This is a genomic window from Cellulomonas sp. HZM (assembly GCF_000708885.1).
Lineage (GTDB): Bacteria > Actinomycetota > Actinomycetes > Actinomycetales > Cellulomonadaceae > Cellulomonas.
This window is the reverse complement of record NZ_JEOE01000019.1, coordinates 15118-38401: the sequence shown is the minus strand read 5'-3', so window position 1 is coordinate 38401 and position 23284 is coordinate 15118. Positions and strand designations below refer to the sequence as shown.

Sequence of the window (23284 nt, the reverse complement as noted above, 5' to 3'; positions counted from 1 at the left end):
GGCCCGTGCACGCCCCCGAAGGAAGGACCCCCCGTGCGCCCGCTCGCCGCACTCGTCGTCGGCCTCGCCGCCGCGCTCGTCGGGACACCGGCAGCCGCGGCTGTCCCCGTCATGGCACCGGCCGCCGACGACGGCACCGTCCAGTGGGCCGTCGCGCCCGCCGACGGCGACCTCGGCACCGGCCGGCCCAACTTCGGGTACTCGGTCGAGCCCGGGCAGACGGTCCACGACGCGATCGTCGTGACGAACAAGACGCCGACGGCCCTCACGCTCGCGGTGTACGCCGCCGACGCGTTCACGACGTCGTCGGGCCAGCTCGACCTGCTGCCCGCCGGCGAGCCGTCGAAGGACGTCGGCGCGTGGGTCCACCTCGACGACGACGAGATCACGCTGAAGGCCGGAGCGAGCACCACCGTGCCGTTCACGCTCGAGGTGCCGAAGGACGCGACACCGGGGGACCACTCGGGCGGCGTGGTGACGTCGTTCCGCTCGGCACAGGACGGCTCGCCGGTCGCGCTCGACAGCCGGCTGGGCTCGCGCATGCACGTGCGCGTCGCGGGCGAGCTGTCGCCCGCGGTGGCAGCCACCGACCTGCGCGTCGAGTACCACCAGAGCTGGAACCCGTTCGCCCCGGGCTCGGTCACGCTGCGCTACGAGCTGAGGAACACCGGCAACACGCGCGTCGCCGCGGCGCAGACGGCGCAGGTGCAGGGCCCGGGTGGCGTGCTGCGCACCGCGGCGGACCGCGCAGAGACGCCCGAGCTCATCGCGGGGAGCGTGCTCGAGCAGAGCGTCGAGATCAGCGGCGTGTGGCCGGCGGTGCGGATCGACGGGCGCGCGGACGTCTTCCCCGAGGGGGTCGGCGTCGGCGGTGCGACGTTGCCCACGGTCGTCGTCGAGGGATCGACGTGGGCCGTGCCATGGACGTTGCTCGCGCTCGTCGTCCTCGTCGTCGCGGGGGCGGTGGTCGTCGGCTGGCGCCGCGGACGCCGTGGCGCGACGCCGGGGACCGGGCGGGACGCGCCGGACCCGGAAGCGCCGGACGCGCCGGAAGCGCGGGACGCGCGGGACGCGCCGGAAGCGCGGGACGCGCCGGACGTGCCGAACGGCGACGCACGGGCGGACGCCTGACCGTGGACAGCCGCACGGGCGGGGAGCGGGGGCGCCCTATCCTGTGGGCCAGCCGTCCCACCGTCCCGGAGGTGCCTTCGTGCCCGACCCGACCCGACCCGACACCCTGAGGGTCGCCCTGCTGGGCTGCGGTGTCGTCGGCAGCCACGTGGCCAGGCTCCTCACGGAGCAGGCCGACGACCTCGCCGCGCGCGCGGGCGCCCGGCTGGAGCTCGTCGGCATCGCGGTGCGCGACCTGGCCGCACCGCGCGAGGGCGTCGACCCGGCGCTCCTGACCACCGACGCCGAGGGCCTCGTGGCGCGGGCCGACGTCGTGGTCGAGGTCATGGGCGGGATCGAGCCCGCGCGCACGCTCATCCTGCGCGCGATCGAGCACGGCGCGTCCGTCGTGACCGCCAACAAGGCGCTGCTCGCGCAGGACGGGCCCACGCTGTACGCGGCGGCCGACGACGCGGGGGTCGACCTCTACTTCGAGGCGGCCGTCGCGGGTGCCATCCCGATCGTCCGCCCGGTGCGCGAGTCCCTCGCCGGTGACCACGTCCGGCGCGTGCTGGGCATCGTCAACGGCACCACCAACTACGTCCTGGACCGCATGGCCACGGACGGGCTCGATCTCGACCAGGCGGTCAAGGAGGCGCAGGCGCTCGGGTACGCCGAGGCGGACCCGACGGCCGACGTCGAGGGCTTCGACGCCGCCGCGAAGGCCGCGATCCTGGCGAGCCTCGCGTTCCACACGCGCGTCTCGATCGACGACGTCCAGCGCGAGGGCATCACGGGCGTGTCGGCCGACGACGTCGCGTGGGCCGCCGCGAGCGGTCACGTCATCAAGCTGCTCGCGATCGCCGAGCGCAACACCGCGGCCGACGGCACGCAGGGCGTGCAGGTGCGCGTCCACCCGTCGCTCGTGCCGGCGCACCACCCGCTCGCAGGCGTGCGGGGCGCGTTCAACGCGGTGTTCGTCGAGGCCGAGGCGGCGGGCGAGCTCATGTTCTACGGACGCGGTGCGGGCGGCGCGCCCACCGCGTCGGCCGTGCTCGGCGACGTCGTGTCCGCGGCCCGGCACCGCGTGCTGGGCGGGCGGGGTCCCGTCGAGTCGTCGTACGCGGACCTGCCCGTGCTGCCGGCCGACGAGGCCCGTACCCGCTACCAGGTGCGCCTCGAGGTGCGTGACCAGCCGGGCGTGCTCGCGCAGGTCGCCGCCGAGCTGGCGCGCCACGACGTCTCGATCGAGGCGGTCCGGCAGACGGGCGCGGCCGACGAGAGCGTCGCGCGACTGCTCATCACCACCCACGCGGCGAGCGAGCGAGCGCTCGCGGGCACCGTCGAGGCCGTCGCCGGCCTGGACGTGGTCCACGCCGTCGTGTCCGTCCTGCGAGTCGAAGGAGCCTGATGGCCCACCAGTGGCGCGGCGTCATCGCCGAGTACGCCGACCGCCTGCCCGAGCACGTCCGCACGCACGTCGTGACGCTGGGGGAGGGCGGCACGCCGCTCGTCGCCGCGCCCGCGCTGTCCGACCGCGTCGGTGCCGAGGTCTACGTCAAGGTCGAGGGCATGAACCCGACCGGGTCGTTCAAGGACCGCGGCATGACCACCGCGATGTCGGCCGCCGCGGCACGCGGCGCCAAGGCGGTCGTGTGCGCCTCGACCGGCAACACCTCGGCGTCCGCGGCCGCGTACGCGACGCGCGCCGGCATGACGTGCGCCGTGCTCGTCCCCGACGGCAAGATCGCGATGGGCAAGCTCAGCCAGGCCGTCGCGCACGGTGCGAGGCTCCTGCAGGTCGACGGCAACTTCGACGACTGCCTGATCGCCGCGCGCAAGCTCGCCGAGGCGTACCCGGTCGAGCTCGTGAACTCGGTGAACCCTGACCGCATCGAGGGCCAGAAGACCGGTGCGTTCGAGATCTGCGACGCGCTCGGCGACGCACCGGACGTCTTCGTGCTGCCCGTCGGCAACGCCGGCAACATCAGGGCGTACTGGAAGGGCTTCAGCGAGTACGCGGCGGACGGCACCGCGTCCCGCACCCCCGTCGTGTGGGGTTTCCAGGCCGCCGGCGCCGCACCCATCGTGCGCGGCTTCCCGGTCGACGAGCCCGAGACGATCGCCACCGCCATCCGGATCGGCAACCCCGCGTCCTGGAGGCAGGCCGAGGAGGCGCGCGACACGTCGGGCGGCATCATCGAGGCCGTGACCGACGAGCAGATCCTCGCGGCGCACCGCGTGCTGTCGGCCGAGGTCGGCGTGTTCGTCGAGCCCGCGTCCGCCTCGGGCGTCGCCGGGCTGCTGGCGATGGCCGAGGCCGGCCGCGTGCCGTCGGGTGCGCGCATCGTCATCACGGTCACGGGTCACGGTCTCAAGGACCCGCAGTGGGCCCTGCGCACGCTCGACGGCGAGGAGGTGCGCCCCGAGCGCATCAGCGCCGACGTCGTGTCGATCGCCTCCGCGCTCGGCCTGGACTGACGTCGTGCGCCTGGGTGCGGACCGCGTCCGCGTGCGGGTGCCGGCCACGAGCGCGAACCTCGGGCCCGGGTTCGACGCGTTGGGCCTGGCGCTCGCGCTGCACGACGACGTCGAGGTGCGGGCGCTCGGTTCTCCGGATGTCGTCGTCGACGTCACGGGCGAGGGCGCGGGCGAGGTCCCGGACGACGAGCGGCACCTCGTCGTGCAGGCGCTGCGGGCCGGGCTGGACCACGCCGGGGCGCCGCAGTCCGGGCTGCACCTGGTGTGCCACAACCGGATCCCGCACGGTCGCGGCCTCGGGTCGTCGGCCGCCGCTGTGGTCGCCGGTCTCGCCGCGGCGCGTGGCCTCGTCGCGGAGCCGCAGGCGCTGTCCGACGACGTGCTGCTCGCGCTCGCCACCGAGCTCGAGGGTCACCCGGACAACGCCGCACCGGCGATCCTGGGCGGGGCGACCCTCGCGTGGGGCGGCACCGGCAGTGTGCGTGCGGTCCCGCTCGACGTGCACCCGGACGTCGCGCCGGTGGTCGTGATCCCGCCGACGACGTTGTCGACCAAGGCCGCCCGCGGCGTCCTGCCCCCGACCGTCCCGCACGCCGACGCGGCGCAGCAGGCCGGCCGTGCCGCGCTGCTCGTCGAGGCCCTCGGACGCCGCCCCGAGCTGCTGCTCGACGCGACGGTCGACACGCTCCACCAGGAGTACCGCCGCTCGGTCATGCCGCACTCGCTCGCGCTCGTCGACGCGCTGCGGTCCGCCGGTGTGGCGGCCGTCGTCTCGGGTGCCGGACCCACGGTGCTGGCTCTCGCGCGTCGCCTCGAGGGTGGCGGGACCGATGCCGACGAGGCCATCGCCGCGGCCTTCGGCGGCGCCATGGGCGGCTGGCGCGTGCTCCCGCTCGCGGTCGCCCACGGCGGCGTCGAGATCGTTGCCGCGGCGAACGGGTGAAACCGGCCCAGGTGGCGGCAGTGAGCTGGACGAGTGGTCCACAGTGGTATCCTCGAGCCGTTCCCCGGAGCTCGATCCTCCGGTTTCCGCGCCCTTCTCGCACCGTCGAGGTGGCCGGACTCCTGCGGAGCCGATCGGCCGGGAGCATCTTCCAGCCCGGGTGCGCTGACGTCACGGACGTCGTCCTGAGCAGCACCTGAGGCTTCCATCTCCGTCCTGGTCGTCGTGACCGGACGTAGGCCGAGATCCGCTGTGCGGACCGGCCGCCGAACGAGGGGGAAGGATCCTTCGTGACAGACAACATCTCCGCGCTGCGACTGCCCGAGCTGCAGGCCATGGCGACGGGACTGGGGGTCAAGGGCACCTCCAAGATGCGCAAGGGCGACCTCGTGAGTGCGATCCAGGCCGCCCGCGGCGGTTCCTCGCGCCCGAGCGCGCTCGACGAGCGCCGCGACCAGGCGGTCGCCGTCGCCGAGGCGCCCGCGCGTCGTCGCGCGACCCGCGCCGCTGGTGCGAACGAGAGCGTGAGCACCGCGCCCGACGCGACGACTGCGCCCGCGGACGAGACCGCCCGGGCCCCCCGCGCGGAGCGCACCACCGACCACACGACCGAGCGCTCCACGGACCGCCCCGCACGGGAGCAGCAGCCGCAGCGCCGCGGTGACGCGCTCGCGGGCCTCGAGGCCGCGCTGGACGCCAAGCTCGACGCCAAGGCCGACGGCAAGGGCCACCCCGACGACCGCGACGACCGCGCCGCGCGTGCGGCGGACGCGGTCGGGGACGTGACCGGTGAGCGCCGCTCGCGCCGCTCCGCACGTGGCGCGGGCGCGCCGCAGGCGGGCGAGGACGAGCGTCGCCAGAACGGCCAGAACGGGCAGCAGCGCGCCGACGACGGCCAGCCGCGCCAGCAGCGCCAGGGCCAGGCCCAGAACTCCAACCAGAACCAGCCTCAGGCCCAGAACCAGGGCCAGAACCAGGGCCAGAACCAGGCGCAGGACGGCGACGAGGACGGCACCGGCCGTCGTCGCCGCTCGCGCGACCGCTACCGCGACCGTGACCGCAAGCGCGGCCGTGGCCGTGGCGGCAACGGCCCGGACCTCGCGGGTCTCGACGAGATCGAGGTCGCCGACGACGACGTGCTGCTGCCCGTGGCGGGCATCCTCGACGTGCTCGAGAGCTACGCGTTCGTCCGCACCACGGGCTACCTGCCGAGCCCCAACGACGTCTACGTCTCGCTCAACCAGGTCAAGCGTGCGGGTCTCCGCCGCGGCGACGCGATCACGGGTGCGGTCCGCCAGCCCCGCGAGGGCGAGCAGGTGCCGCAGCAGCAGGGCAACCGCCCGAGCAAGATCAACGCGCTCGTGCGGCTCGACTCGGTCAACGGCCAGACGCCCGACGAGGCGCGCCAGCGGCCGGACTTCACCAAGCTCACGCCGCTGTACCCGCAGGAGCGGCTGCGCCTCGAGATCGACGACCCGACGCGCATCACGCCCCGCGTGATCGACATCGTCGCACCGATCGGCAAGGGCCAGCGCGGCCTCATCGTCGCGCCGCCCAAGGCCGGCAAGACGATCATCATGCAGCAGATCGCCAACGCGATCACCGCGAACAACCCCGAGGTCCACCTCATGGTCGTGCTCGTCGACGAGCGCCCCGAGGAGGTCACGGACATGCAGCGCACGGTGAAGGGCGAGGTCATCGCCTCGACCTTCGACCGGCCCGCGTCCGACCACACGATCGTCGCCGAGCTCGCCATCGAGCGGGCCAAGCGCCTGGTCGAGCTGGGTCAGGACGTCGTCGTGCTGCTCGACTCGCTCACCCGCCTGTCGCGCGCGTACAACCTGGCCGCACCGGCTTCGGGCCGCATCCTGTCCGGTGGCGTCGACGCGTCGGCGCTGTACCCGCCCAAGAAGTTCTTCGGCGCGGCACGCAACATCGAGAACGGCGGCTCGCTGACGATCCTCGCCTCGGCGCTCGTCGAGACCGGCTCCAAGATGGACGAGGTCATCTTCGAGGAGTTCAAGGGCACGGGGAACATGGAGCTGCGCCTGTCGCGCTCGCTCGCGGACAAGCGCATCTTCCCGGCGGTCGACGTCAACGCGTCGGGCACGCGCCGCGAGGAGATCCTCATGTCGAACGACGAGCTGAAGATCATCTACAAGCTGCGTCGCGTCATGGGCGCGCTCGACCAGCAGCAGGCGATCGAGCTGCTCGTCGGCAAGCTTCGGGAGACCAAGTCGAACGTGGAGTTCCTGCTCCAGGTGCAGAAGACGACCGGCCCCCTGCACCCCGGTGCCGAGGACGCGGTCGGCAAGCACGTCTGACCCGTTGCTTCGCGGTGTGTCGGCGTGCGCCGGCACACCGCGTCGCGGGGCCGTCAGGTCTCGCGCGGGGGCATCATCCGTCGTCGACCTGCGTGAGCCAGGCCCGGATCCGTTCCAGCCACTCGTCCTGAGTCAGGAGCGTGCCGTCGCTGTGGCTGATCGCGAAGCCACGACCGGCGAGGGGACTGCCGATCTGCGTCGCGCCCTCACCGCCTCCGGGCAGGATCGTCAGGGCGAACGTGGTGCCGTCGACGACGACGTTGCGTACGAGCGGTACCGACACCACGGCCTTCCGGGGACGACGACTGTCGTGGGTGAGCGAGCACGGGCGACCGTGCGTGGCGCGAGTGTCTCGCGTCCGTCGAGGACGAGTCAGGTGACTCTCGTCACACCACGCGCATGTGGTAGATGCCGGCCGACTGCAGCGGGGCAGTGGCGCGTTGCGGCCAGTCCTGCACGTAGCGGCGGTGGCGTCCGCAGCGGACGCACACGTAGGTGCGGGTGATGTGGGTCCCGGGTTCGGGCGTCCGTCCGTCGGGGTCTCCGCGGTAGACGTGCATGCACACCGTCATCGGTGCTCAGCTCCTCGGTGAGGTGGGGTGCCTCGATGGTCCTCCGCACCGAGCGGTGGACCGGGTGAAGGGCGACGGGTGACCCCGCGACGTCCATATCGCGAGACAGGTGCGGTGGAACGCGGCCTGACCTGCATGTACGCCGGGTCGCTCACGACCGGTCGGCGTGCTCCTCGCGCTCGTCGATCGCGTCCTGTCCCGGGCCCTGGAAGTCCCGCGACCGCTCGATCGCGTCGAAGCTCCCCGTGAACAGCCGGGCGTCCCCCGGCGCAGCGGTGATGACGGCGGTCGCGTCCGTCGGGGGTGCCGGCTCGGCCGCCGTGGAGGTCGGCTCCGAGATGGTCGCGGAGGCAGGCCCGGAAGCCGGCGTGGCCACGGTCGCGGTGCCGGGCGACGGGGTGCCGGGCGACGCGGCGACGACCGGCGCCGGCTCGTCGTCCGCCGACGTCCATCGCGTGCGCGGCGCGGTCTGCGGCGCGACGTCGCGCACCCACGCGACGAGGCCCTCGCGCACGTGGCACCGCAGGTCGAACAGCGTCGGCGCGTCGGCGGCGCTCGCCAGCGCCCGCACGCGGACCACCCCGTTCACGGCATCCGTCACCTGCAGGACGCCCACGCGTCGGTCCCACATCTCGGTGCTCTCGAGCAGCCGCGTCAGCTCGGCACGCATCTGCGGCACGGGGACGCGCCAGTCGACGTCGAGCTCCACGGTGCCCAGCAGGTGCGCGTCGCGGCGGGTCCAGTTCTCGAACGCCGTCGTCGTGAAGTACGTCGACGGCATGATGAGGCGCCGGTCGTCCCACACGTGCACGACGACGTAGGTCAGCGTGATCTCCTCGATCCGCCCCCACTCGCCCTCGACCACGACGACGTCGTCCACGCGGATCGCGTCGGTGAACGCCAGCTGCATGCCGGCGAAGACGTTCGCGAGCGAGCTCTGGGCCGCGAGCCCGGCGACGATCGAGATGAGCCCCGCCGACGCGAGCACGCTCGCCCCGAGCGCACGGGCGCCGGGGAACGTCAGCAGCATCGCGGCGACCGCGCACACCGCGAGCACCGCGACCGTGAGCCGGCGCAGCACCTGCACCTGCGTGCGCACGCGCCGCGCGTGGCGGTTGTCGGGCACGTCGGTGCGGTAGCGCTCGACCGCCTGGTCCTCGAGGACGAACGCGAGGCTCCCGACGAGCCACGCGATCGCACCGATGAGCGCGACGAGCAGCCCGTGCTCGACTGCGCGCCGCCACGTCGAGGGGTCGGCGGCCACACGCACGGCGACCCAGCTCGCGACGACCACGAGAACCACCCGCAACGGCGCGTGCGCCCGCCGGGACAGGTCGGCGGTCAGCCGAGAGCCGCGTCCGGCGCGTCGGACCAGGGCGCCCACGACGCTCGAGACGACGAGCGCGACGACGACGCCGAGCGCGACCGCGAGCACGGGACGCAGCACGTCCCACGCGCCCGAGGCGACCTGCTCGGCGACGGGGGTGGGTGACGGGGTGGGGCTGGGGGCGGCGGTCAGGAGCGTGGAGAGAAGAGGCATCGGCGCCAGGCTAGACAGGCACCTGCCGCCGCGTCACGACGAGGCCGCGCGCTCGAACGGGGCCGCGTGAGCAGCCTCACGCCTCGAGGTACTCCCGGCAGCGCGCGGCGATGTCGTCCCACTGCCAGTCCCGCTGCGCGCGCTCGCGCCCCAGGCGACCCATCTCGCGCGCCTTGTCGCGATCGGTCAGCAGCTCGACGACACGCTCGGCGATCTCGGCGGGCGAGCGCGGGTCCACGACGTACCCGGTGACGCCGTCGTCGACCGCGTCGGGCGCCCCGCCGGACCGCCCCACGACCACGGGCTTCTCGCACGAGGCCGCCTCGAGGAACACGATCCCCAGCCCCTCCGGCTCGAGCCCGAGCATGCGCGTGCGCGACGGCATCGCGAACACGTCGGCCGCGTCGAAGTACGGCGGGATCTGCGCCCACGGCACCGGCCCGGTGAACGTCACCGCAGAGGTGAGCCCGAGCGCCGCGACCTGCTTGTCGAGCGCGGCCCGGTGCGGGCCGTCGCCGACGACCACGAGGTGCGCGCCGGGGACCTTCTCGAGCACCGCGGGCCACGCGGCGACCAGCTGGTCCTGGCCCTTGCGCGCGACGAGCCGCGCCGCGCACACCACGACCGGCGCTCCCTCGAGCCCGAGCTTCGCGCGCACCTCGTCGCCACCGCAGCCCGGGTAGAAGCGCGCCGAGTCGACGCCCGGCGCGAGCCGCTGCTGGTGGGCGCGGCCCGCGGGGGACAGGCCGCGCGCGATCTGGTCCCGGCACCAGCCGGAGATGTAGGTCAGGACGTCCACCGAGTCGCCGATGCGCCGCAGCAGGGATCGCATCACCGGCACGCGCGCCCACCAGACCTCGTGCCCGTGCGTGATCGCGACCACGCGCTCGGCGCCCGCCTCGCGCAGCGCCGGGGCCAGGAGTCCCAGGGGGGCCGAGGCGCCGAACAGCACGCGGTCGCAGCCGTGCTCGCGGAACGCGGCGACCACGTCGCGGCGGACGCGTCGCGTGGGCAGCAGCATCGACGAGCGGTCGCGCACCACCGGGTAGGGGAGCGCGGCGTCGTACTCGTCGTCGCCGGGCATCGAGGCGGTGTACACGACGACCTCGCCGGCGGGGAACCGGTCGCACAGCGCGGAGACGAAGGCCTCGATGCCGCCCTGACGGGTCGGGAAGTCGTTCGTCACGACGAGCGTGCGCGGCAAGAGGTCCTCCAAGCGTCGGGGGTGCCATCGTAGGAACCAGGGGTGGGGGCCACGGGAAGATTTCGGACCTCGCCGCGGTTCTGGCAGAATGTTCCGCTGATCTGCGGTTCACCTGCGCGAGTCACGTGCGGGACCCGGAGACACCCCGAACGAGGAGATCCCCGTGAAGTCTGACATCCACCCGGAGTACGTGGTCACCGAGGTCACGTGCACCTGCGGCAACACGTTCGTCACCCGCAGCACCGTGACGAGCGGCAAGATCCACGCCGACGTCTGCAGCGCCTGCCACCCGTTCTACACGGGCAAGCAGAAGATCCTCGACACCGGCGGCCGCGTGGCCCGGTTCCAGGCGCGCTACGGCAAGAAGGCCGACTAGCACCCTCGCAGCGCCGGTGCCCGGCGCGGACGACTGCCCTCCATGGCAGTGTCCGCGCGAGCACCGGCGCTGCGTCGTTCCCGGGTGCCGTCGGCGCCCGGGTCACCCGCCGCCTGGAGGTCCACCGTGAGCGAGGCGTTCGCTGCCGCCCAGCCGCTGCTCGCCGAGCACGAGCAGATCGAGGCGCAGCTCGCGGACCCCGCGGTGCACGCGGACGCGAGCCGCGCCCGCACGCTCGGCCGCCGCTACGCCGAGCTCAGCCGCGTCGCCGGTGCCTACCGCGCGTGGCAGTCGGCGCAGGACGACGCGGAGGCCGCCGCCGAGCTGGCCGACGAGGACGCCTCGTTCGCCGCCGAGCTCCCCGCGCTGCGCGCAGCGCAGGACGAGGCGGCGGCGCGGCTGCGTGCGGTGCTCATCCCGCGCGACCCCGACGACGCGCGCGACGTGATCCTCGAGGTCAAGGCCGGCGAGGGCGGCGAGGAGTCCGCGCTGTTCGCGGCCGACCTGCTGCGCATGTACGTGCGCTACGCCGAGCGGATGGGCTGGTCGGCGCAGGTGCTCGACTCCACCGAGTCGGACCTGGGCGGCTACAAGGACGTGCAGATCGCCGTGAAGGCTCGGGGCACGGTCGCCCCCGAGGACGGCGTGTGGGCGCACCTGAAGTACGAGGGCGGCGTGCACCGCGTCCAGCGCGTGCCCGTGACCGAGTCGCAGGGCCGCATCCATACCTCGGCCGCGGGCGTGCTCGTCTTTCCCGAGGTGGAGGACGAGGGCGAGGTCGAGATCGACCAGAACGACCTGCGCATCGACGTCTACCGCTCGTCGGGCCCGGGCGGCCAGTCGGTCAACACCACCGACTCGGCGGTGCGCATCACGCACGTGCCCACGGGCATCGTCGTGTCGATGCAGAACGAGAAGTCGCAGCTGCAGAACCGCGAGCAGGCGATGCGCGTGCTCCGCGCCCGGCTGCTCGCCGCACGCCAGGAGGAGGCCGCTGCTGCCGCGAGCGAGGCGCGCCGCTCGCAGGTGCGCACCGTGGACCGCTCCGAGCGGATCCGCACGTACAACTTCCCCGAGAACCGCATCGCCGACCACCGCACGGGCTACAAGGCCTACAACCTCGACCAGGTGCTCGCGGGCGACCTCGGTCCCGTGGTCGAGTCCGCGATCAGCACCGACGAGGCGGCGCGGCTCGCGGCGGCCGCGGACCAGTGAGCGACGCCGGCGCACCGACCCTGCGCGCGTACGTCGAGGGTGCCGCGCGCGTGCTGGCGGAGGCGGGCGTCGCCTCGCCGCGCGTCGACGCGACCGAGCTCGCGGCGTTCGTGCTCGGGCTCGACCGGCTCGAGCTGGTCGTCGCGCCGGCGGTGCCGGAGGGCTTCGGGGTGCGGTACGCCGAGCTCGTCGAACGGCGCCGCGCGCGCGAGCCGCTGCAGCACATCACCGGGCGTGCGTGGTTCCGGCACCTGACGATGGTCGCGGAGCCCGGTGTCTTCGTGCCGCGGCCCGAGACCGAGGTCGTCGCGCAGGTCGCGATCGACGAGGCGGCACTCGTCGCAGGCACGCGCACGCCGCTCGTCGTCGAGCTGTGCTGCGGCGCCGGGGGCATCGCCGTGTCGCTCGCCGCGGAGGTCCCGACCTCGCGCGTGCGGGCCGTGGACCTCTCGCCCCAGGCCGTCGACCTCACGCTGCGCAACGCACGCGGCGCGGGCGTGCCCGACGAGCGGTTCGACGCGGTCGTCGGCGACGTGCGCGACGACGCCCTGCTCGCCGACCTGGACGGCACGGTCGACGTCGTCGTCGCGAACCCGCCGTACATCCCCCCGGACCAGGTGCCGATCGACCCCGAGGTCCGCGACCACGATCCCGACCTCGCGCTGTACGGGGGCGGTTCCGACGGCCTCGAGATCCCGCGTGCGGTGCTCGCCGCCGCCGCACGGCTGCTGCGTGACGGCGGGCTTCTCGTCATGGAGCATGCCGAGGTGCAGCGCGCCGCTGCGCGCGCCGACGCGGCCGCCACCGGCGCGTTCGTCGACATCCGGACCGAGCCCGACCTCACGGGCCGGTCCCGCATGCTCGTCGCTCGCCGGGGCTCACGGGACGGCGTGAAAGACTCGCAGCCGTGAACCAGCGCATCCTGCCTGCCGGCGACCCGACGAGCTGGGGCCCGGCGATCGACGAGGCCGTCAACGCCGTGCACCGCGGCGCGCTCGTCGTGCTGCCGACCGACACCGTCTACGGCATCGGGGCCGACGCGTTCGCGCCCGCGGCCGTGCAGGCGCTGCTCGACGCGAAGGGCCGCGGCCGCCAGATGCCCCCGCCGGTGCTGATCCCCGAGGTCGGCACGATGGCGGGGCTGGCCGACGGCGTGCCCGACGCGGCGCACGCGCTCGCGGAGGCGTTCTGGCCCGGCGGGCTCACGATCATCGTGCGCGCGCAGCCGTCGCTCGCGTGGGACCTGGGGGAGACGGCGGGCACGGTGGCGCTGCGCGTCCCGGACCACGACACGGCGATCGCGCTGCTGCGGCGCACCGGGCCGATGGCGGTCTCGAGCGCCAACCGCACCGGGTCGCCCGCAGCGCTCGACGCCGCCGACGCCCACGCCCAGCTCGGCGACTCGGTCGACGTCTACCTCGACGCGGGAGCGGCCCCGGGCGGGGTCGCCTCGAGCATCGTCGACGCGACCGGCACGACGCTGCGCCTCGTGCGCGCCGGCGCGATCACCCTCGACGAGCTGCGCGCGGTCGCGCACGTGGAGGCCGCCGGGTGAGGGTCTACCTGCTCGTCCTGCTGCTCGCCGCCGCGGTCGCCTACCTCACGACGCCGCTGGCCCGCTGGTGCGCCCTGAAGTGGGGTGCGATCACCGCGGTGCGCGACCGGGACGTGCACGCCGTGCCGACGCCGCGGCTCGGCGGGATGGCGATGTTCGCGGGCATCGCGGTCGCGATCGTGATGGCGAGCCGCCTGCCGTTCCTCTCGGCCGTGTACGACAACCCGCGCCCGATCGTGGGGATCGTCGGGGGAGCGGCGCTCGTGTGCGCGCTCGGCGTGGCCGACGACATCTGGGACCTCGACTGGCTCACCAAGCTGATGGGCCAGGTGCTCGCCGCGGGCTTCCTCGCGTGGCAGGGCGTGCAGCTCTACCAGCTGCCGATCGGCGGCGTGACGGTCGGCTCGACGCGCATGTGGACGTTCCTGACGGTGCTCACCGTCGTCATCGCGATGAACGCCGTGAACTTCGTCGACGGGCTCGACGGGCTCGCGGCGGGCGTCCTCGCGATCGGCGGCACCGCGTTCCTGCTCTACTCGTACCTGCTGACGAAGTCGACGAGCTCCGACTACGCGAGCCTCGCGACTCTCGTGCTCGCCGTGATGGTGGGAGCGTGCGTCGGCTTCCTGCCGCACAACGTGTACAAGGCGCGTATCTTCATGGGCGACTCGGGCGCGATGCTGCTCGGGTTCGTCTTCTCGGCCGCGGCCGTCGTGGTCACGGGGCAGATCGACCCTGAGTCGGTGTCCGAGCGCGCGTCGTTCCCCGCGTTCCTGCCGATGCTGCTGCCGTTCGCGGTCCTCCTGCTGCCGTTGCTCGACATGGCGCTCGCGATGGTCCGCAGGCTCGGTCAGGGCAAGTCGCCGTTCCACCCCGACCGCATGCACCTGCACCACCGGCTGCTCGGGCTCGGGCACTCGCACCGGCGCGCGGTCGTCATCATGTACGTCTGGACGGCCGTGATCGCCTTCGGCGTCGCGGCGCTCGTGGTGGTCTCGTCGACGGTCGTCGCGTGGCTGCTCGTCGCGGGCGTCGCGCTCGCGCTCGTCCTGACCCTCGGTCCGCTGCGCGGACGCCCGCGCCCGCCCGCAGCCGCGGCTCCTGTCGAGCAGCAGCTCCCGACCAGCGCCCCGACCAGCACCCCGGAGAACGCCCGATGACACAGCCCTTCGCCTCCCCGGCCCAGCCGCCGCTGAGCGAGAGCGCAGCCGGCGAAGCCTTCCGCCGCGCGCTGCGGGACATGCTGTGGCTGCTCGGCATCCTGCTGGTGCTCGGTGTGGGCATCGGCTGGGCCGTGTCCGGCTCGAAGGGCGTGTGGGGAGCGTTGCTCGGCGTCGCCCTCGCGCTCGTCTTCTCGGGCACCACGGTGATCTCGGTGCTGCGCTCGGTCAACACGTCGCCGACCCACACCGCGATGCTCGTCATGGGCGCGTGGCTCGTGAAGATCGTCGTGGTGTTCATCGCGCTGGCGGTGCTCGCGCGACTCGACTTCTACGACCACGCGGTGCTCGCGGCGGTGCTCCTTGCGGGGGTCCTCGGCTCGGCAGTCCTGGACCTGCGCGCGGTCCAGCGCGCGCGCATCCCGTACGTCGACGCGGACCCCGTCCCCGGGCTCGATCCGAGCGGGCGTGCGGGCGAGAACGGCGGGTCAGGACCGGCCGTTTCATAGGTTAGGCTTCCTCCGACCACGACGGCCGCCGGCGCGACGATGAGCCGCTACGCCGCGGCCAAGCGCCACGACTTCAGGAGACCGCCCTGTTCAGCCTCGCGACGATCATGCCGCTCGCCGCCGACGACAGCGGGAGCGAGTTCCACGCGCCGTCGCTCGCGGACTTCTTCCCGCCGGCGGTGCTCTTCGAGGGCACGCCGTTCGAGATCAACCGCGTCATGATCGTCCGGTTCATCGCCACCGCGGTCCTCGTGACGATCATCGTGATCGCCGCCAAGCGCGCGACGCTGGTGCCCGGTCGCTTCCAGGTCATGATCGAGATGGTCATGGACTTCGCGAAGAAGGGCATCGCCTACGACGTCCTGGGCAAGAAGCTCGGGGACAAGTACGCGCCGGTCATCACGACGATCCTGTTCTCGGTCTTCTTCCTGAACATCACGGGCGTCGTGCCCTTCCTGAACATCGCCGGCACCTCGGTCATCGGCCTGCCGCTGATCTTCGCGCTCTGGGTGTTCGCGCTCTACCTCGTCGACGGTGTGCGCGCGCTGGGCGTGGGTGGCTTCCTCAAGGGGCAGCTGTTCCCGCCCGGGGTGCCCAAGCCCGTGTACCTGGTGCTCACGCCGGTCGAGTTCCTGCAGGCCTTCCTGCTGCGCCCGGCCACGCTGACCATCCGACTCTTCGCCAACATGATGGCCGGGCACCTGCTGCTCGCGCTGTGCTTCTCGGCGACGTCGTTCCTGTTCTTCCACGCCGCCGCGACGCTCAAGCCGCTGGGCGCGGTGACGTTCGTCGCCGGCTTCGCGTTCTACCTGCTCGAGGTGTTCGTCGCCGCGCTGCAGGCCTACGTCTTCGCCATCCTGACGGCCGTCTACCTGCAGATGGCCGTGGAGCCCGAGCACTAGACCGACGCGGACGGTCCGTAGGGGACCGACGCCCCACCCCGGACGCGCCGAGCGGCGCGCAGATGAAAGGAACCACCTCAGTGGAGATCTCCGGCAACCTCGCCGTCATCGGTTACGGCCTCGCGGCCATCGGCCCCGGCATCGGCCTGGGCATCCTGTTCGGCAAGACCATCGAGAGCATGGCCCGCCAGCCGGAGATGTCCGGCCAGCTGCGCTCGCTCATGTTCATCGGCCTCGCGTTCATCGAGGTGTTCGGTCTGCTCGGTCTCGTCACCCCCTTCATCTTCAAGTGATCGGCGCCCAGGTCGCAGGTCTCCTCAGCGCAGCGGAGGAGGCGGAGACCCCCAACCCGCTGCTGCCGGAGACCTACGACATCGTCTGGTCGCTGGTCATCGTCGTCATCCTCGCGTTCGTCTTCCTCAAGTACGCGCTGCCCAAGATCCAGAAGGTGCTCGACGAGCGCACCGAGCTGGTCGAGGGCGGGCTCGCCAAGGCGGAGACCGCGCAGGCCGAGGCCGCTGCGGCGCTCGAGGAGTACCAGCACCAGCTGCAGGACTCGCGCACCGAGGCGGCGCGCATCCGCGAGGAGGCGCGTGCCGAGGGCGCCGCGATCGTCGCGGAGTCGCGCACGCGTGCGCAGGCCGAGGCGGCGCGGATCGTCGAGAACGCGCAGCGCCAGATCGAGGCCGAGCGGCAGCAGGCCGAGGTGCAGCTGCGCACCGAGGTCGGCGCGCTCGCGACCGAGCTCGCGTCGAAGATCGTCGGCGAGTCGCTCGAGGACGAGGCGCGCCAGTCGCGTGTCGTCGAGCGCTTCCTGGACGACCTCGAGGCCAGCACGGCGGCGGACGCAGGTAAGGGGAACTGATGCGAGGGACGAGTCGGGCCGCGCTGGCGGCCGCGGAGGACCGGTTCGAGCCGGCGCTCCAGGCTGCCGGGGCACAGGCCTCGGCGCTCGGCGAGCAGCTCTTCGTGCTCGTCGACGCGCTGGACCAGTCCGGCTCGTTGCGCCGGACCCTGGCGGACCCGTCGATCCCGGCGGAGCCGAAGGTGGCGCTCGTGCGGCGCCTGCTCGACGGCGCGGAGCCCGCGGTCGTCGAGGCGGTCGAGGGTCTCGTGAGCGCGCGCTGGTCGGCCGAGGCGGACCTCGGCGACGCCGCCGAGCGCCTCGGGTTCCACGCGCTTCTCGCATCGGCCGACGCACGCGGTGCGCTCGACCGCGTCGAGGAGGAGCTGTTCCGCCTCGTGCGCGCCCTGCACGGGCAGCGTGAGGTGCGTCAGACGTTGTTCGACGACCGCATCCCCGGTGCGGCGCGTGCCGAGCTCGTCGACAAGATCCTCGCGGGTCGGGCCGACCAGACCACGACGGCGCTCGCGCGTCGTGCGGCGGCCGCGCCGCGCGGCCGGCGGTACGTCGCGACGCTCGGCCACCTGGCGGACCTCATCGCCGAGCGGCGCAACCGCAAGGTCGCGACGGTCACGGCGGCGACGCCGCTGACGCCGGCGCAGCGCGAGCGTCTGGCCACGATCCTCGGGCGCGCCTACGGGAGCGCCGTGCAGATCAACGAGGTGCACGACGCCCACGTGCTGGGCGGACTGCGCATCCAGGTCGGACCGGACGTCGTCGACTCGACGGTCCTGAGCCGACTGGCGGACGCGCGCCGACAGCTGGCGAGCTGACGGGCGACAAGCCGCGCGCCGCCAGGTGCGCACCACGACATGCCACACCGCACGGGACCCGTGCGAAGGACGAGGAGAAGAGCAATGGCTGAGCTGACGATCCGGCCGGAGGAGATCCGGGCCGCGCTGGACAGCTTCGTGAAGTCGTACGAGCCGACCGGTGCGGTGTCCGAAGAGGTCGGCCGTGTGACGCTCTCGGGCGACGGCATCGCGCAGGTCGAGGGCCTGCCGGGCGCCATGGCCAACGAGCTGCTGCGGTTCGAGGACGGCACGCTCGGCCTCGCGCTGAACCTCGACGTCCGCGAGATCGGCGTCGTCGTGCTCGGTGAGTTCACGGGCATCGAGGAGGGCCAGGAGGTCCGCCGTACGGGCGAGGTGCTCTCGGTCGCCGTCGGTGACGGCTACCTGGGCCGCGTCGTCGACCCGCTGGGCAACCCGATCGACGGTCTCGGCCCGGTCGAGACCGAGGGGCGCCGCGCGCTCGAGCTGCAGGCCCCCGGCGTGATGGCCCGCAAGTCGGTGCACGAGCCGCTGCAGACCGGCCTCAAGGCGATCGACTCGATGATCCCGATCGGCCGTGGCCAGCGCCAGCTGATCATCGGCGACCGCCAGACGGGCAAGACGGCGATCGCGATCGACACGATCATCAACCAGAAGGACAACTGGGCGACGGGCGACCCGGAGAAGCAGGTCCGCTGCATCTACGTCGCCATCGGCCAGAAGGGCTCGACCATCGCGTCGGTGCGCGGCGCCCTCGAGGAGGCCGGCGCGCTCGAGTACACGACGATCGTCGCGGCCCCCGCGTCCGACCCGGCCGGCTTCAAGTACCTCGCGCCCTACACCGGCTCGGCCATCGGCCAGCACTGGATGTACCAGGGCAAGCACGTCCTCATCGTGTTCGACGACCTGTCGAAGCAGGCCGAGGCGTACCGCGCCGTGTCGCTCCTGCTGCGTCGCCCGCCGGGCCGCGAGGCGTACCCCGGTGACGTCTTCTACCTGCACTCCCGCCTGCTCGAGCGCTGCGCGAAGCTCTCCGACGAGCTGGGTGCCGGCTCGATGACGGGCCTGCCGGTCATCGAGACCAAGGCGAACGACGTCTCGGCGTACATCCCGACGAACGTCATCTCGATCACCGACGGCCAGATCTTCCTGCAGTCGGACCTGTTCAACGCGGACCAGCGTCCCGCCGTCGACGTCGGCATCTCGGTGTCCCGTGTCGGTGGTGCCGCACAGGTCAAGGCGATGAAGCAGGTCTCGGGCACGCTGAAGCTCGACCTCGCGCAGTTCCGCTCGCTCGAGGCGTTCGCGATGTTCGCGTCCGACCTGGACGCCACGAGCCGTGCGCAGCTCGCGCGTGGCTCGCGCCTGACCGAGCTGCTCAAGCAGGGTCAGTACAGCCCGTACCCGGTCGAGGACCAGGTCGCGTCGATCTGGGCCGGCACCAAGGGCAAGCTGGACGACGTCCCGATCGAGGACGTCCGCCGCTTCGAGTCCGAGCTGCTCGACCACCTGCGCCGCAACACCGACGTGCTCTCGACGATCGCGTCCTCGGGCAAGCTCGAGGAGTCGACCGAGAAGGCCCTGTCGGACGCGGTCGACACGTTCCGCGACGGCTTCCTCAAGTTCGACGGCTCGCCGCTCGTCGGCGGCGAGGACGAGGCCGAGGGCGTGGACGTCGAGCAGGAGCAGATCGTCCGCCAGAAGAAGGCCTGATCCATGGCCGGTCTGCAGCGCATCTACAAGCAACGCATCAAGTCGACCCAGTCGCTGAAGAAGATGTTCCGGGCGCAGGAGCTCATCGCCGCGTCCCGCATCGGCAAGGCGCGTGACCGGGTCACGATGGCGACGCCGTACTCGCGCGCGATCACCCGTGCCGTGTCGGCCGTGGCGACGCACACGAACGTGTCCCACCCGTTCCTCGTGGACCGGACGGACACGAACCGCGTCGCGGTGCTGGTGATCGCCTCGGACCGCGGCATGGCCGGTGCCTACTCGGCGAACGTCATCCGTGAGACCGAGCGGCTCGTCCAGCGGCTCACGGACGAGGGTCGCGAGGTGGCCCTCTACGTGTCCGGGCGGCGCGCGGTCACCTACTACACGTTCCGTGGGCGCGAGCTCGCGGGCGAGTGGTCCGGTCACTCGGACGCGCCGAGCACCGAGGTCGCCGGCGAGATCGCGGACGCGCTCCTCGGTGCCTTCACGGCTCCGGCGGACCAGGGCGGCGTGGCCGAGGTGCACGTCGTGTTCACCCAGTTCGTCAACATGGTCTCGCAGCAGGCCCGGGTGATCCGGATGCTCCCGCTCGAGGTCGTCGAGGGCGTCGAGACGCACGACGCGGCTGACCAGCTCCCGCTCTACGAGTTCGAGCCGGAGCCGGCCGTGGTGCTCGACGCGCTCCTGCCGCGCTACGTGCGGGCCCGCATCTACGCGTGCCTGCTGCAGGCGGCCGCCTCGGAGCTGGCCGCCCGCCAGCGCGCGATGCACACCGCGACGGAGAACGCGGAGGACCTCATCCGCATGTACACCCGGCTCGCCAACCAGGCGCGTCAGGGCGAGATCACCCAGGAGATCAGCGAGATCGTCTCGGGCGCCGACGCGCTCGCCTCGGCCTCCTGACGGACCTGACCCAGACACCCGCGAGACACCCCAACGAAGCGAGGCCAGACATGACCGCCACCACCGTCGACGAGACGGCCGCCACCGCCGGCACGCCCGGCGTGGGACGGGTCGCCCGCGTCATCGGCCCGATCGTGGACATCGAGTTCCCGGCGGACCAGCTCCCCGAGCTCTACAACGCGCTGACGGTCGACATCGACCTGACGAGCCAGGGCGAGGGCGAGAGCACGTTCACGATGACCCTCGAGGTCGCGCAGCACCTGGGCGACTCGCTCGTGCGTGCGATCGCGCTCAAGCCGACCGACGGCCTGGTCCGTGGCGCGCAGGTCACCGACACGGGCGCGCCGATCTCGGTCCCCGTCGGTGACGTCACCAAGGGCCACGTCTTCAACGTGACCGGCGACGTCCTGAACCTGCCCGAGGGCGAGACCCTCGAGATCACCGAGCGCTGGCCGATCCACCGCAAGGCCCCGGCCTTCGACCAGCTCGAGAGCAAGACCCAGATGTTCGAGACGGGCATCAAGGTCATCGACCTGCTCACGCCGTACGTCCAGGGCGGGAAGATCGGCCTGTTCGGTGGTGCCGGCGTCGGCAAGACCGTCCTCATCCAGGAGATGATCCAGCGCGTCGCCCAGAACCACGGCGGTGTGTCGGTGTTCGCCGGTGTCGGCGAGCGCACGCGTGAGGGCAACGACCTCATCGTCGAGATGGAGGAGGCGGGCGTCTTCGACAAGACCGCCCTCGTCTTCGGCCAGATGGACGAGCCGCCGGGCACGCGTCTGCGCGTCGCCCTGTCCGCGCTCACGATGGCGGAGTACTTCCGCGACGTGCAGAAGCAGGACGTGCTGCTGTTCATCGACAACATCTTCCGGTTCACGCAGGCCGGTTCCGAGGTGTCGACGCTGCTCGGCCGCATGCCGTCCGCCGTGGGCTACCAGCCCAACCTCGCGGACGAGATGGGCCTCCTCCAGGAGCGCATCACGTCGACGCGCGGCCACTCGATCACCTCGCTGCAGGCGATCTACGTGCCGGCGGACGACTACACCGACCCGGCGCCGGCGACGACGTTCGCGCACCTCGACGCGACGACCGAGCTGAGCCGTGAGATCGCGTCGCGCGGTCTCTACCCCGCCGTGGACCCGCTGTCGTCGACGAGCCGCATCCTCGACCCGCGCTACGTGGGCCAGGACCACTACGACGTGGCGACCCAGGTGAAGTCGATCCTGCAGCGCAACAAGGAGCTCCAGGACATCATCGCGATCCTCGGTGTCGACGAGCTCTCGGAGGAGGACAAGACGGTCGTGGCGCGTGCGCGCCGCATCCAGCAGTTCCTCTCGCAGAACACCTACATGGCCGAGAAGTTCACCGGCGTCGAGGGTTCGACGGTCCCGGTGGCCGAGACGGTCGAGGCGTTCAAGAAGATCGCGGCCGGCGAGTTCGACCACATCGCCGAGCAGGCGTTCTTCAACATCGGCGGGCTCGAGGACCTCGAGAAGAACTGGGCCCGCATCCAGAAGGAGTACGGCGTCTGACGAGCGGTCGAGGCGCCGGGCCGCGACGGCCCGGCGCCCACCACTCGCTCGACACCGGGCGCCCTCGGGGCGCCACCCGGCAACAACGGAGGATGACCAGTGGCTGAGTTCGAGATCGACCTCGTCGCGACCGACGGCAAGGTCTGGTCCGGCACGGCGCGCCAGCTCGTCGCGCCCTCGGTCGACGGCGAGATGGGCATCCTGGCCGGCCACACGCCGGTGCTCGCGGTGCTCCGACCGGGTGAGATCCGGGTCTACCCCGGAGAGGGCGCGGTGCAGCGCTGGTCGGTCGACGGCGGGTTCCTGTCGTTCGACGAGAACCGCGCGACGATCGTCGTCGACGCCGTGTCGTCCGAGCCGCAGTCCGCGGCCGCCGCGCACTGAGGTCGTCCACCAGGTGCACGGCGTCGTCGCGATCGTCACGATCGGGCTCGTCGTCGTCCTGGTCGCGTTCGGCGCCGTCGCCTGGTCGCGCACGCACACGCTCGACCGCAGGGTCGGGTCGTTCCGCTGCGCGGTGAACCGCCGCGGCGAGGGGCACTGGAGCCCGGGCGTCGCGCAGTACGGCGCCGAGCACCTGTACTGGTGGCGTCGCCACTCGCTCGCGCCGCGCCCGCGGCTGCGGTGGGATCGCCGTGCCCTCAGCGTCGTCTCGCGCGTGCCGGAAGGTGCGGACGTCGTCGTCACGTGCTCCGCGGCCGGCCGCTCGTGGTCGTTGCTCATGTCGCCCGAGGCGTACGCAGGGCTCACGTCGTGGCTCGAGGCGACGCCCTCGCGCGTCGGGACCGTGATCTGACCCGTGCGTCTCGTCGTCGCGTCCTGCGCCGCGCGCTACAGCGGCCGCCTCAACGCCCATCTGCCTCGTGCGACCCGCCTCGTCGTGGTGAAGTCGGACGGCAGCGTGCTGCTGCACTCCGACGGCGGCAGCTACAAGCCGCTCAACTGGATGAGCCCGCCGTGCACCCTGACGGTGGGTGAGCCCGACGACGAGTCCCGCGCGGCCGGGGTCACGCAGGTGTGGACCGTCCAGCACGCGAAGTCGGACGACCGCCTCGTCGTCGACCTGTACGAGGTCCTGCACGACTCCGCGCACGAGCTCGGCGTCGACCCCGGGCTCGTCAAGGACGGGGTCGAGGCCCACCTCCAGGAGCTCCTGGCGGCGCAGATCGTGCTCCTCGGCACGGGGCACCAGCTGGTGCGTCGCGAGTACCCGACGGCGATCGGGCCGGTCGACATCCTGGCCAAGGACCCGGCGGGCGGCACGGTCGCGGTCGAGATCAAGCGCCGGGGAGACATCGACGGCGTCGAGCAGCTCACGCGGTACCTCGAGCTGCTCAACAGGGACCCGCTCCTGGCGCCCGTGCGCGGCGTGTTCGCGGCGCAGGAGATCAAGCCGCAGGCGCGTGTGCTCGCGACCGACCGCGGCATCTCGTGCCTGGTCCTCGACTACGACGCCATGCGCGGCGTCGACGACGTGGACTCCCGCCTGTTCTGAGCGCGCCGCCCGCTGCGGCGGTCGCCGCGTCCCGCCCGACGCGCGACCGCACGTGTGACACCCCACCCGGCTG

Annotated in this window: 25 protein-coding genes; 21 read left to right on the top strand and 4 right to left on the bottom strand. The window is 72.7% G+C overall.

Annotated elements, in window-relative coordinates:
• The first annotated feature begins 33 nt into the window (after positions 1-33).
• The 5 genes from AW16_RS0111305 to rho all read left to right on the top strand — a co-directional run bounded on the left by AW16_RS0111305 (position 34) and on the right by rho (position 6858).
• Entirely contained in the window at positions 34-1131 is a 1098-nt protein-coding gene (locus AW16_RS0111305) for a WxL protein peptidoglycan domain-containing protein (protein WP_051681884.1), read from the top strand.
• 79 nt (positions 1132-1210) lie between these two features.
• A complete protein-coding gene (locus AW16_RS0111295) occupies positions 1211-2521 on the top strand; it encodes a homoserine dehydrogenase (RefSeq protein ID WP_029290445.1) in 1311 nt (436 codons plus the stop codon).
• Positions 2521-3591 carry a threonine synthase gene (gene thrC / locus AW16_RS0111290; RefSeq protein WP_029290444.1) on the top strand — a complete coding sequence of 357 codons (1071 nt, stop codon included), beginning with the start codon at positions 2521-2523 and terminating at the stop codon, positions 3589-3591. The genes AW16_RS0111295 and thrC overlap by 1 nt, the downstream gene beginning before the upstream one ends.
• A 4-nt stretch (positions 3592-3595) precedes the next feature.
• The gene (gene thrB, locus AW16_RS0111285) at positions 3596-4534 is read left to right on the top strand and encodes a homoserine kinase (protein WP_029290443.1); all 939 of its coding nucleotides are present in this window, start codon (positions 3596-3598) and stop codon (positions 4532-4534) included.
• A gap of 290 nt (positions 4535-4824) precedes the next feature.
• On the top strand, positions 4825-6858 hold the full coding sequence (gene rho / locus AW16_RS0111280) for a transcription termination factor Rho (protein WP_255347059.1): 2034 nt from the start codon (positions 4825-4827) through the stop codon (positions 6856-6858).
• 73 nt (positions 6859-6931) lie between these two features.
• Here the strand turns inward: rho and AW16_RS0111275 are convergent, their stop codons facing one another.
• The 4 genes from AW16_RS0111275 to AW16_RS0111260 form a co-directional block, all read right to left on the bottom strand.
• A complete protein-coding gene (locus tag AW16_RS0111275) occupies positions 6932-7141 on the bottom strand; it encodes a hypothetical protein (protein ID WP_156044145.1) in 210 nt (69 codons plus the stop codon).
• A 103-nt stretch (positions 7142-7244) separates the two neighbouring features.
• Positions 7245-7418 (bottom strand): hypothetical protein, encoded by a 174-nt coding sequence (locus AW16_RS0111270; RefSeq protein ID WP_156044144.1) that lies wholly within the window; start codon positions 7416-7418, stop codon positions 7245-7247.
• A 163-nt stretch (positions 7419-7581) separates the two neighbouring features.
• Entirely contained in the window at positions 7582-8970 is a 1389-nt protein-coding gene (locus AW16_RS0111265; RefSeq protein WP_081861614.1) for a mechanosensitive ion channel family protein, read from the bottom strand.
• 76 nt (positions 8971-9046) lie between these two features.
• Complete coding sequence (locus AW16_RS0111260; RefSeq protein ID WP_231496029.1) at positions 9047-10186, bottom strand: glycosyltransferase family 4 protein; 1140 nt, start codon at positions 10184-10186, stop codon at positions 9047-9049.
• Between the two features lie 151 nt (positions 10187-10337).
• On the opposite strand from AW16_RS0111260, the gene rpmE reads away from it, so the two are divergent.
• From rpmE to nucS, 16 genes are all read left to right on the top strand, one after another.
• Positions 10338-10550: a 50S ribosomal protein L31 gene (gene rpmE / locus AW16_RS0111255; RefSeq protein ID WP_029290437.1), complete on the top strand. Its 213-nt coding sequence runs from the start codon at positions 10338-10340 to the stop codon at positions 10548-10550.
• A gap of 126 nt (positions 10551-10676) precedes the next feature.
• Positions 10677-11765: a peptide chain release factor 1 gene (prfA, locus tag AW16_RS0111250; protein WP_029290436.1), complete on the top strand. Its 1089-nt coding sequence runs from the start codon at positions 10677-10679 to the stop codon at positions 11763-11765.
• Entirely contained in the window at positions 11762-12676 is a 915-nt protein-coding gene (gene prmC / locus AW16_RS0111245; protein WP_029290434.1) for a peptide chain release factor N(5)-glutamine methyltransferase, read from the top strand. The genes prfA and prmC overlap by 4 nt, the downstream gene beginning before the upstream one ends.
• Positions 12673-13320, top strand: coding sequence for an L-threonylcarbamoyladenylate synthase (locus AW16_RS0111240; RefSeq protein ID WP_029290433.1), 648 nt, complete (start codon positions 12673-12675; stop codon positions 13318-13320). Before prmC ends, AW16_RS0111240 begins: the two co-directional genes overlap by 4 nt.
• A complete protein-coding gene (locus AW16_RS0111235) occupies positions 13317-14480 on the top strand; it encodes an MraY family glycosyltransferase (RefSeq protein WP_029290431.1) in 1164 nt (387 codons plus the stop codon). The genes AW16_RS0111240 and AW16_RS0111235 overlap by 4 nt, the downstream gene beginning before the upstream one ends.
• Positions 14477-14989, top strand: coding sequence for a hypothetical protein (locus tag AW16_RS0111230; RefSeq protein WP_051681882.1), 513 nt, complete (start codon positions 14477-14479; stop codon positions 14987-14989). Before AW16_RS0111235 ends, AW16_RS0111230 begins: the two co-directional genes overlap by 4 nt.
• A gap of 107 nt (positions 14990-15096) precedes the next feature.
• A complete protein-coding gene (gene atpB, locus AW16_RS0111225) occupies positions 15097-15891 on the top strand; it encodes a F0F1 ATP synthase subunit A (protein WP_029290428.1) in 795 nt (264 codons plus the stop codon).
• Positions 15892-15953: 62 nt separating this feature from the next.
• Positions 15954-16184, top strand: a complete 231-nt coding sequence (gene atpE, locus AW16_RS0111220) for an ATP synthase F0 subunit C (protein WP_029290426.1) — start codon at positions 15954-15956, stop codon at positions 16182-16184.
• Entirely contained in the window at positions 16184-16756 is a 573-nt protein-coding gene (locus AW16_RS0111215; protein ID WP_029290425.1) for a F0F1 ATP synthase subunit B, read from the top strand. Before atpE ends, AW16_RS0111215 begins: the two co-directional genes overlap by 1 nt.
• Positions 16756-17568 (top strand): F0F1 ATP synthase subunit delta, encoded by an 813-nt coding sequence (locus AW16_RS0111210; protein WP_029290424.1) that lies wholly within the window; start codon positions 16756-16758, stop codon positions 17566-17568. Before AW16_RS0111215 ends, AW16_RS0111210 begins: the two co-directional genes overlap by 1 nt.
• A gap of 84 nt (positions 17569-17652) precedes the next feature.
• Complete coding sequence (atpA, locus tag AW16_RS0111205) at positions 17653-19281, top strand: F0F1 ATP synthase subunit alpha (RefSeq protein ID WP_029290423.1); 1629 nt, start codon at positions 17653-17655, stop codon at positions 19279-19281.
• A 3-nt stretch (positions 19282-19284) separates the two neighbouring features.
• On the top strand, positions 19285-20184 hold the full coding sequence (locus AW16_RS0111200; protein WP_029290422.1) for a F0F1 ATP synthase subunit gamma: 900 nt from the start codon (positions 19285-19287) through the stop codon (positions 20182-20184).
• A gap of 50 nt (positions 20185-20234) precedes the next feature.
• A complete protein-coding gene (atpD, locus tag AW16_RS0111195) occupies positions 20235-21716 on the top strand; it encodes a F0F1 ATP synthase subunit beta (RefSeq protein WP_029290420.1) in 1482 nt (493 codons plus the stop codon).
• A 99-nt stretch (positions 21717-21815) separates the two neighbouring features.
• Entirely contained in the window at positions 21816-22100 is a 285-nt protein-coding gene (locus tag AW16_RS0111190; RefSeq protein WP_029290418.1) for a F0F1 ATP synthase subunit epsilon, read from the top strand.
• 13 nt (positions 22101-22113) lie between these two features.
• Positions 22114-22512 carry a DUF2550 domain-containing protein gene (locus AW16_RS0111185; RefSeq protein WP_029290417.1) on the top strand — a complete coding sequence of 133 codons (399 nt, stop codon included), beginning with the start codon at positions 22114-22116 and terminating at the stop codon, positions 22510-22512.
• Positions 22513-22515: 3 nt separating this feature from the next.
• A complete protein-coding gene (gene nucS, locus AW16_RS0111180; RefSeq protein WP_029290416.1) occupies positions 22516-23211 on the top strand; it encodes an endonuclease NucS in 696 nt (231 codons plus the stop codon).
• Positions 23212-23284 lie beyond the last annotated feature (73 nt).

Coding starts and splice junctions, on each gene's coding strand:
- thrC (WP_029290444.1), top strand. CDS start 2,521: ATGGCCCACCAGTGGCGCGGCGTCATCGCCGAGTACGCCGACCGCCTG.
- AW16_RS0111270 (WP_156044144.1), bottom strand. CDS start 7,418: ATGCACGTCTACCGCGGAGACCCCGACGGACGGACGCCCGAACCCGGG.
- AW16_RS0111265 (WP_081861614.1), bottom strand. CDS start 8,970: ATGCCTCTTCTCTCCACGCTCCTGACCGCCGCCCCCAGCCCCACCCCG.
- AW16_RS0111230 (WP_051681882.1), top strand. CDS start 14,477: ATGACACAGCCCTTCGCCTCCCCGGCCCAGCCGCCGCTGAGCGAGAGC.
- atpB (WP_029290428.1), top strand. CDS start 15,097: ATGCCGCTCGCCGCCGACGACAGCGGGAGCGAGTTCCACGCGCCGTCG.
- atpE (WP_029290426.1), top strand. CDS start 15,954: ATGAAAGGAACCACCTCAGTGGAGATCTCCGGCAACCTCGCCGTCATC.
- AW16_RS0111210 (WP_029290424.1), top strand. CDS start 16,756: ATGCGAGGGACGAGTCGGGCCGCGCTGGCGGCCGCGGAGGACCGGTTC.
- atpA (WP_029290423.1), top strand. CDS start 17,653: ATGGCTGAGCTGACGATCCGGCCGGAGGAGATCCGGGCCGCGCTGGAC.
- AW16_RS0111200 (WP_029290422.1), top strand. CDS start 19,285: ATGGCCGGTCTGCAGCGCATCTACAAGCAACGCATCAAGTCGACCCAG.
- atpD (WP_029290420.1), top strand. CDS start 20,235: ATGACCGCCACCACCGTCGACGAGACGGCCGCCACCGCCGGCACGCCC.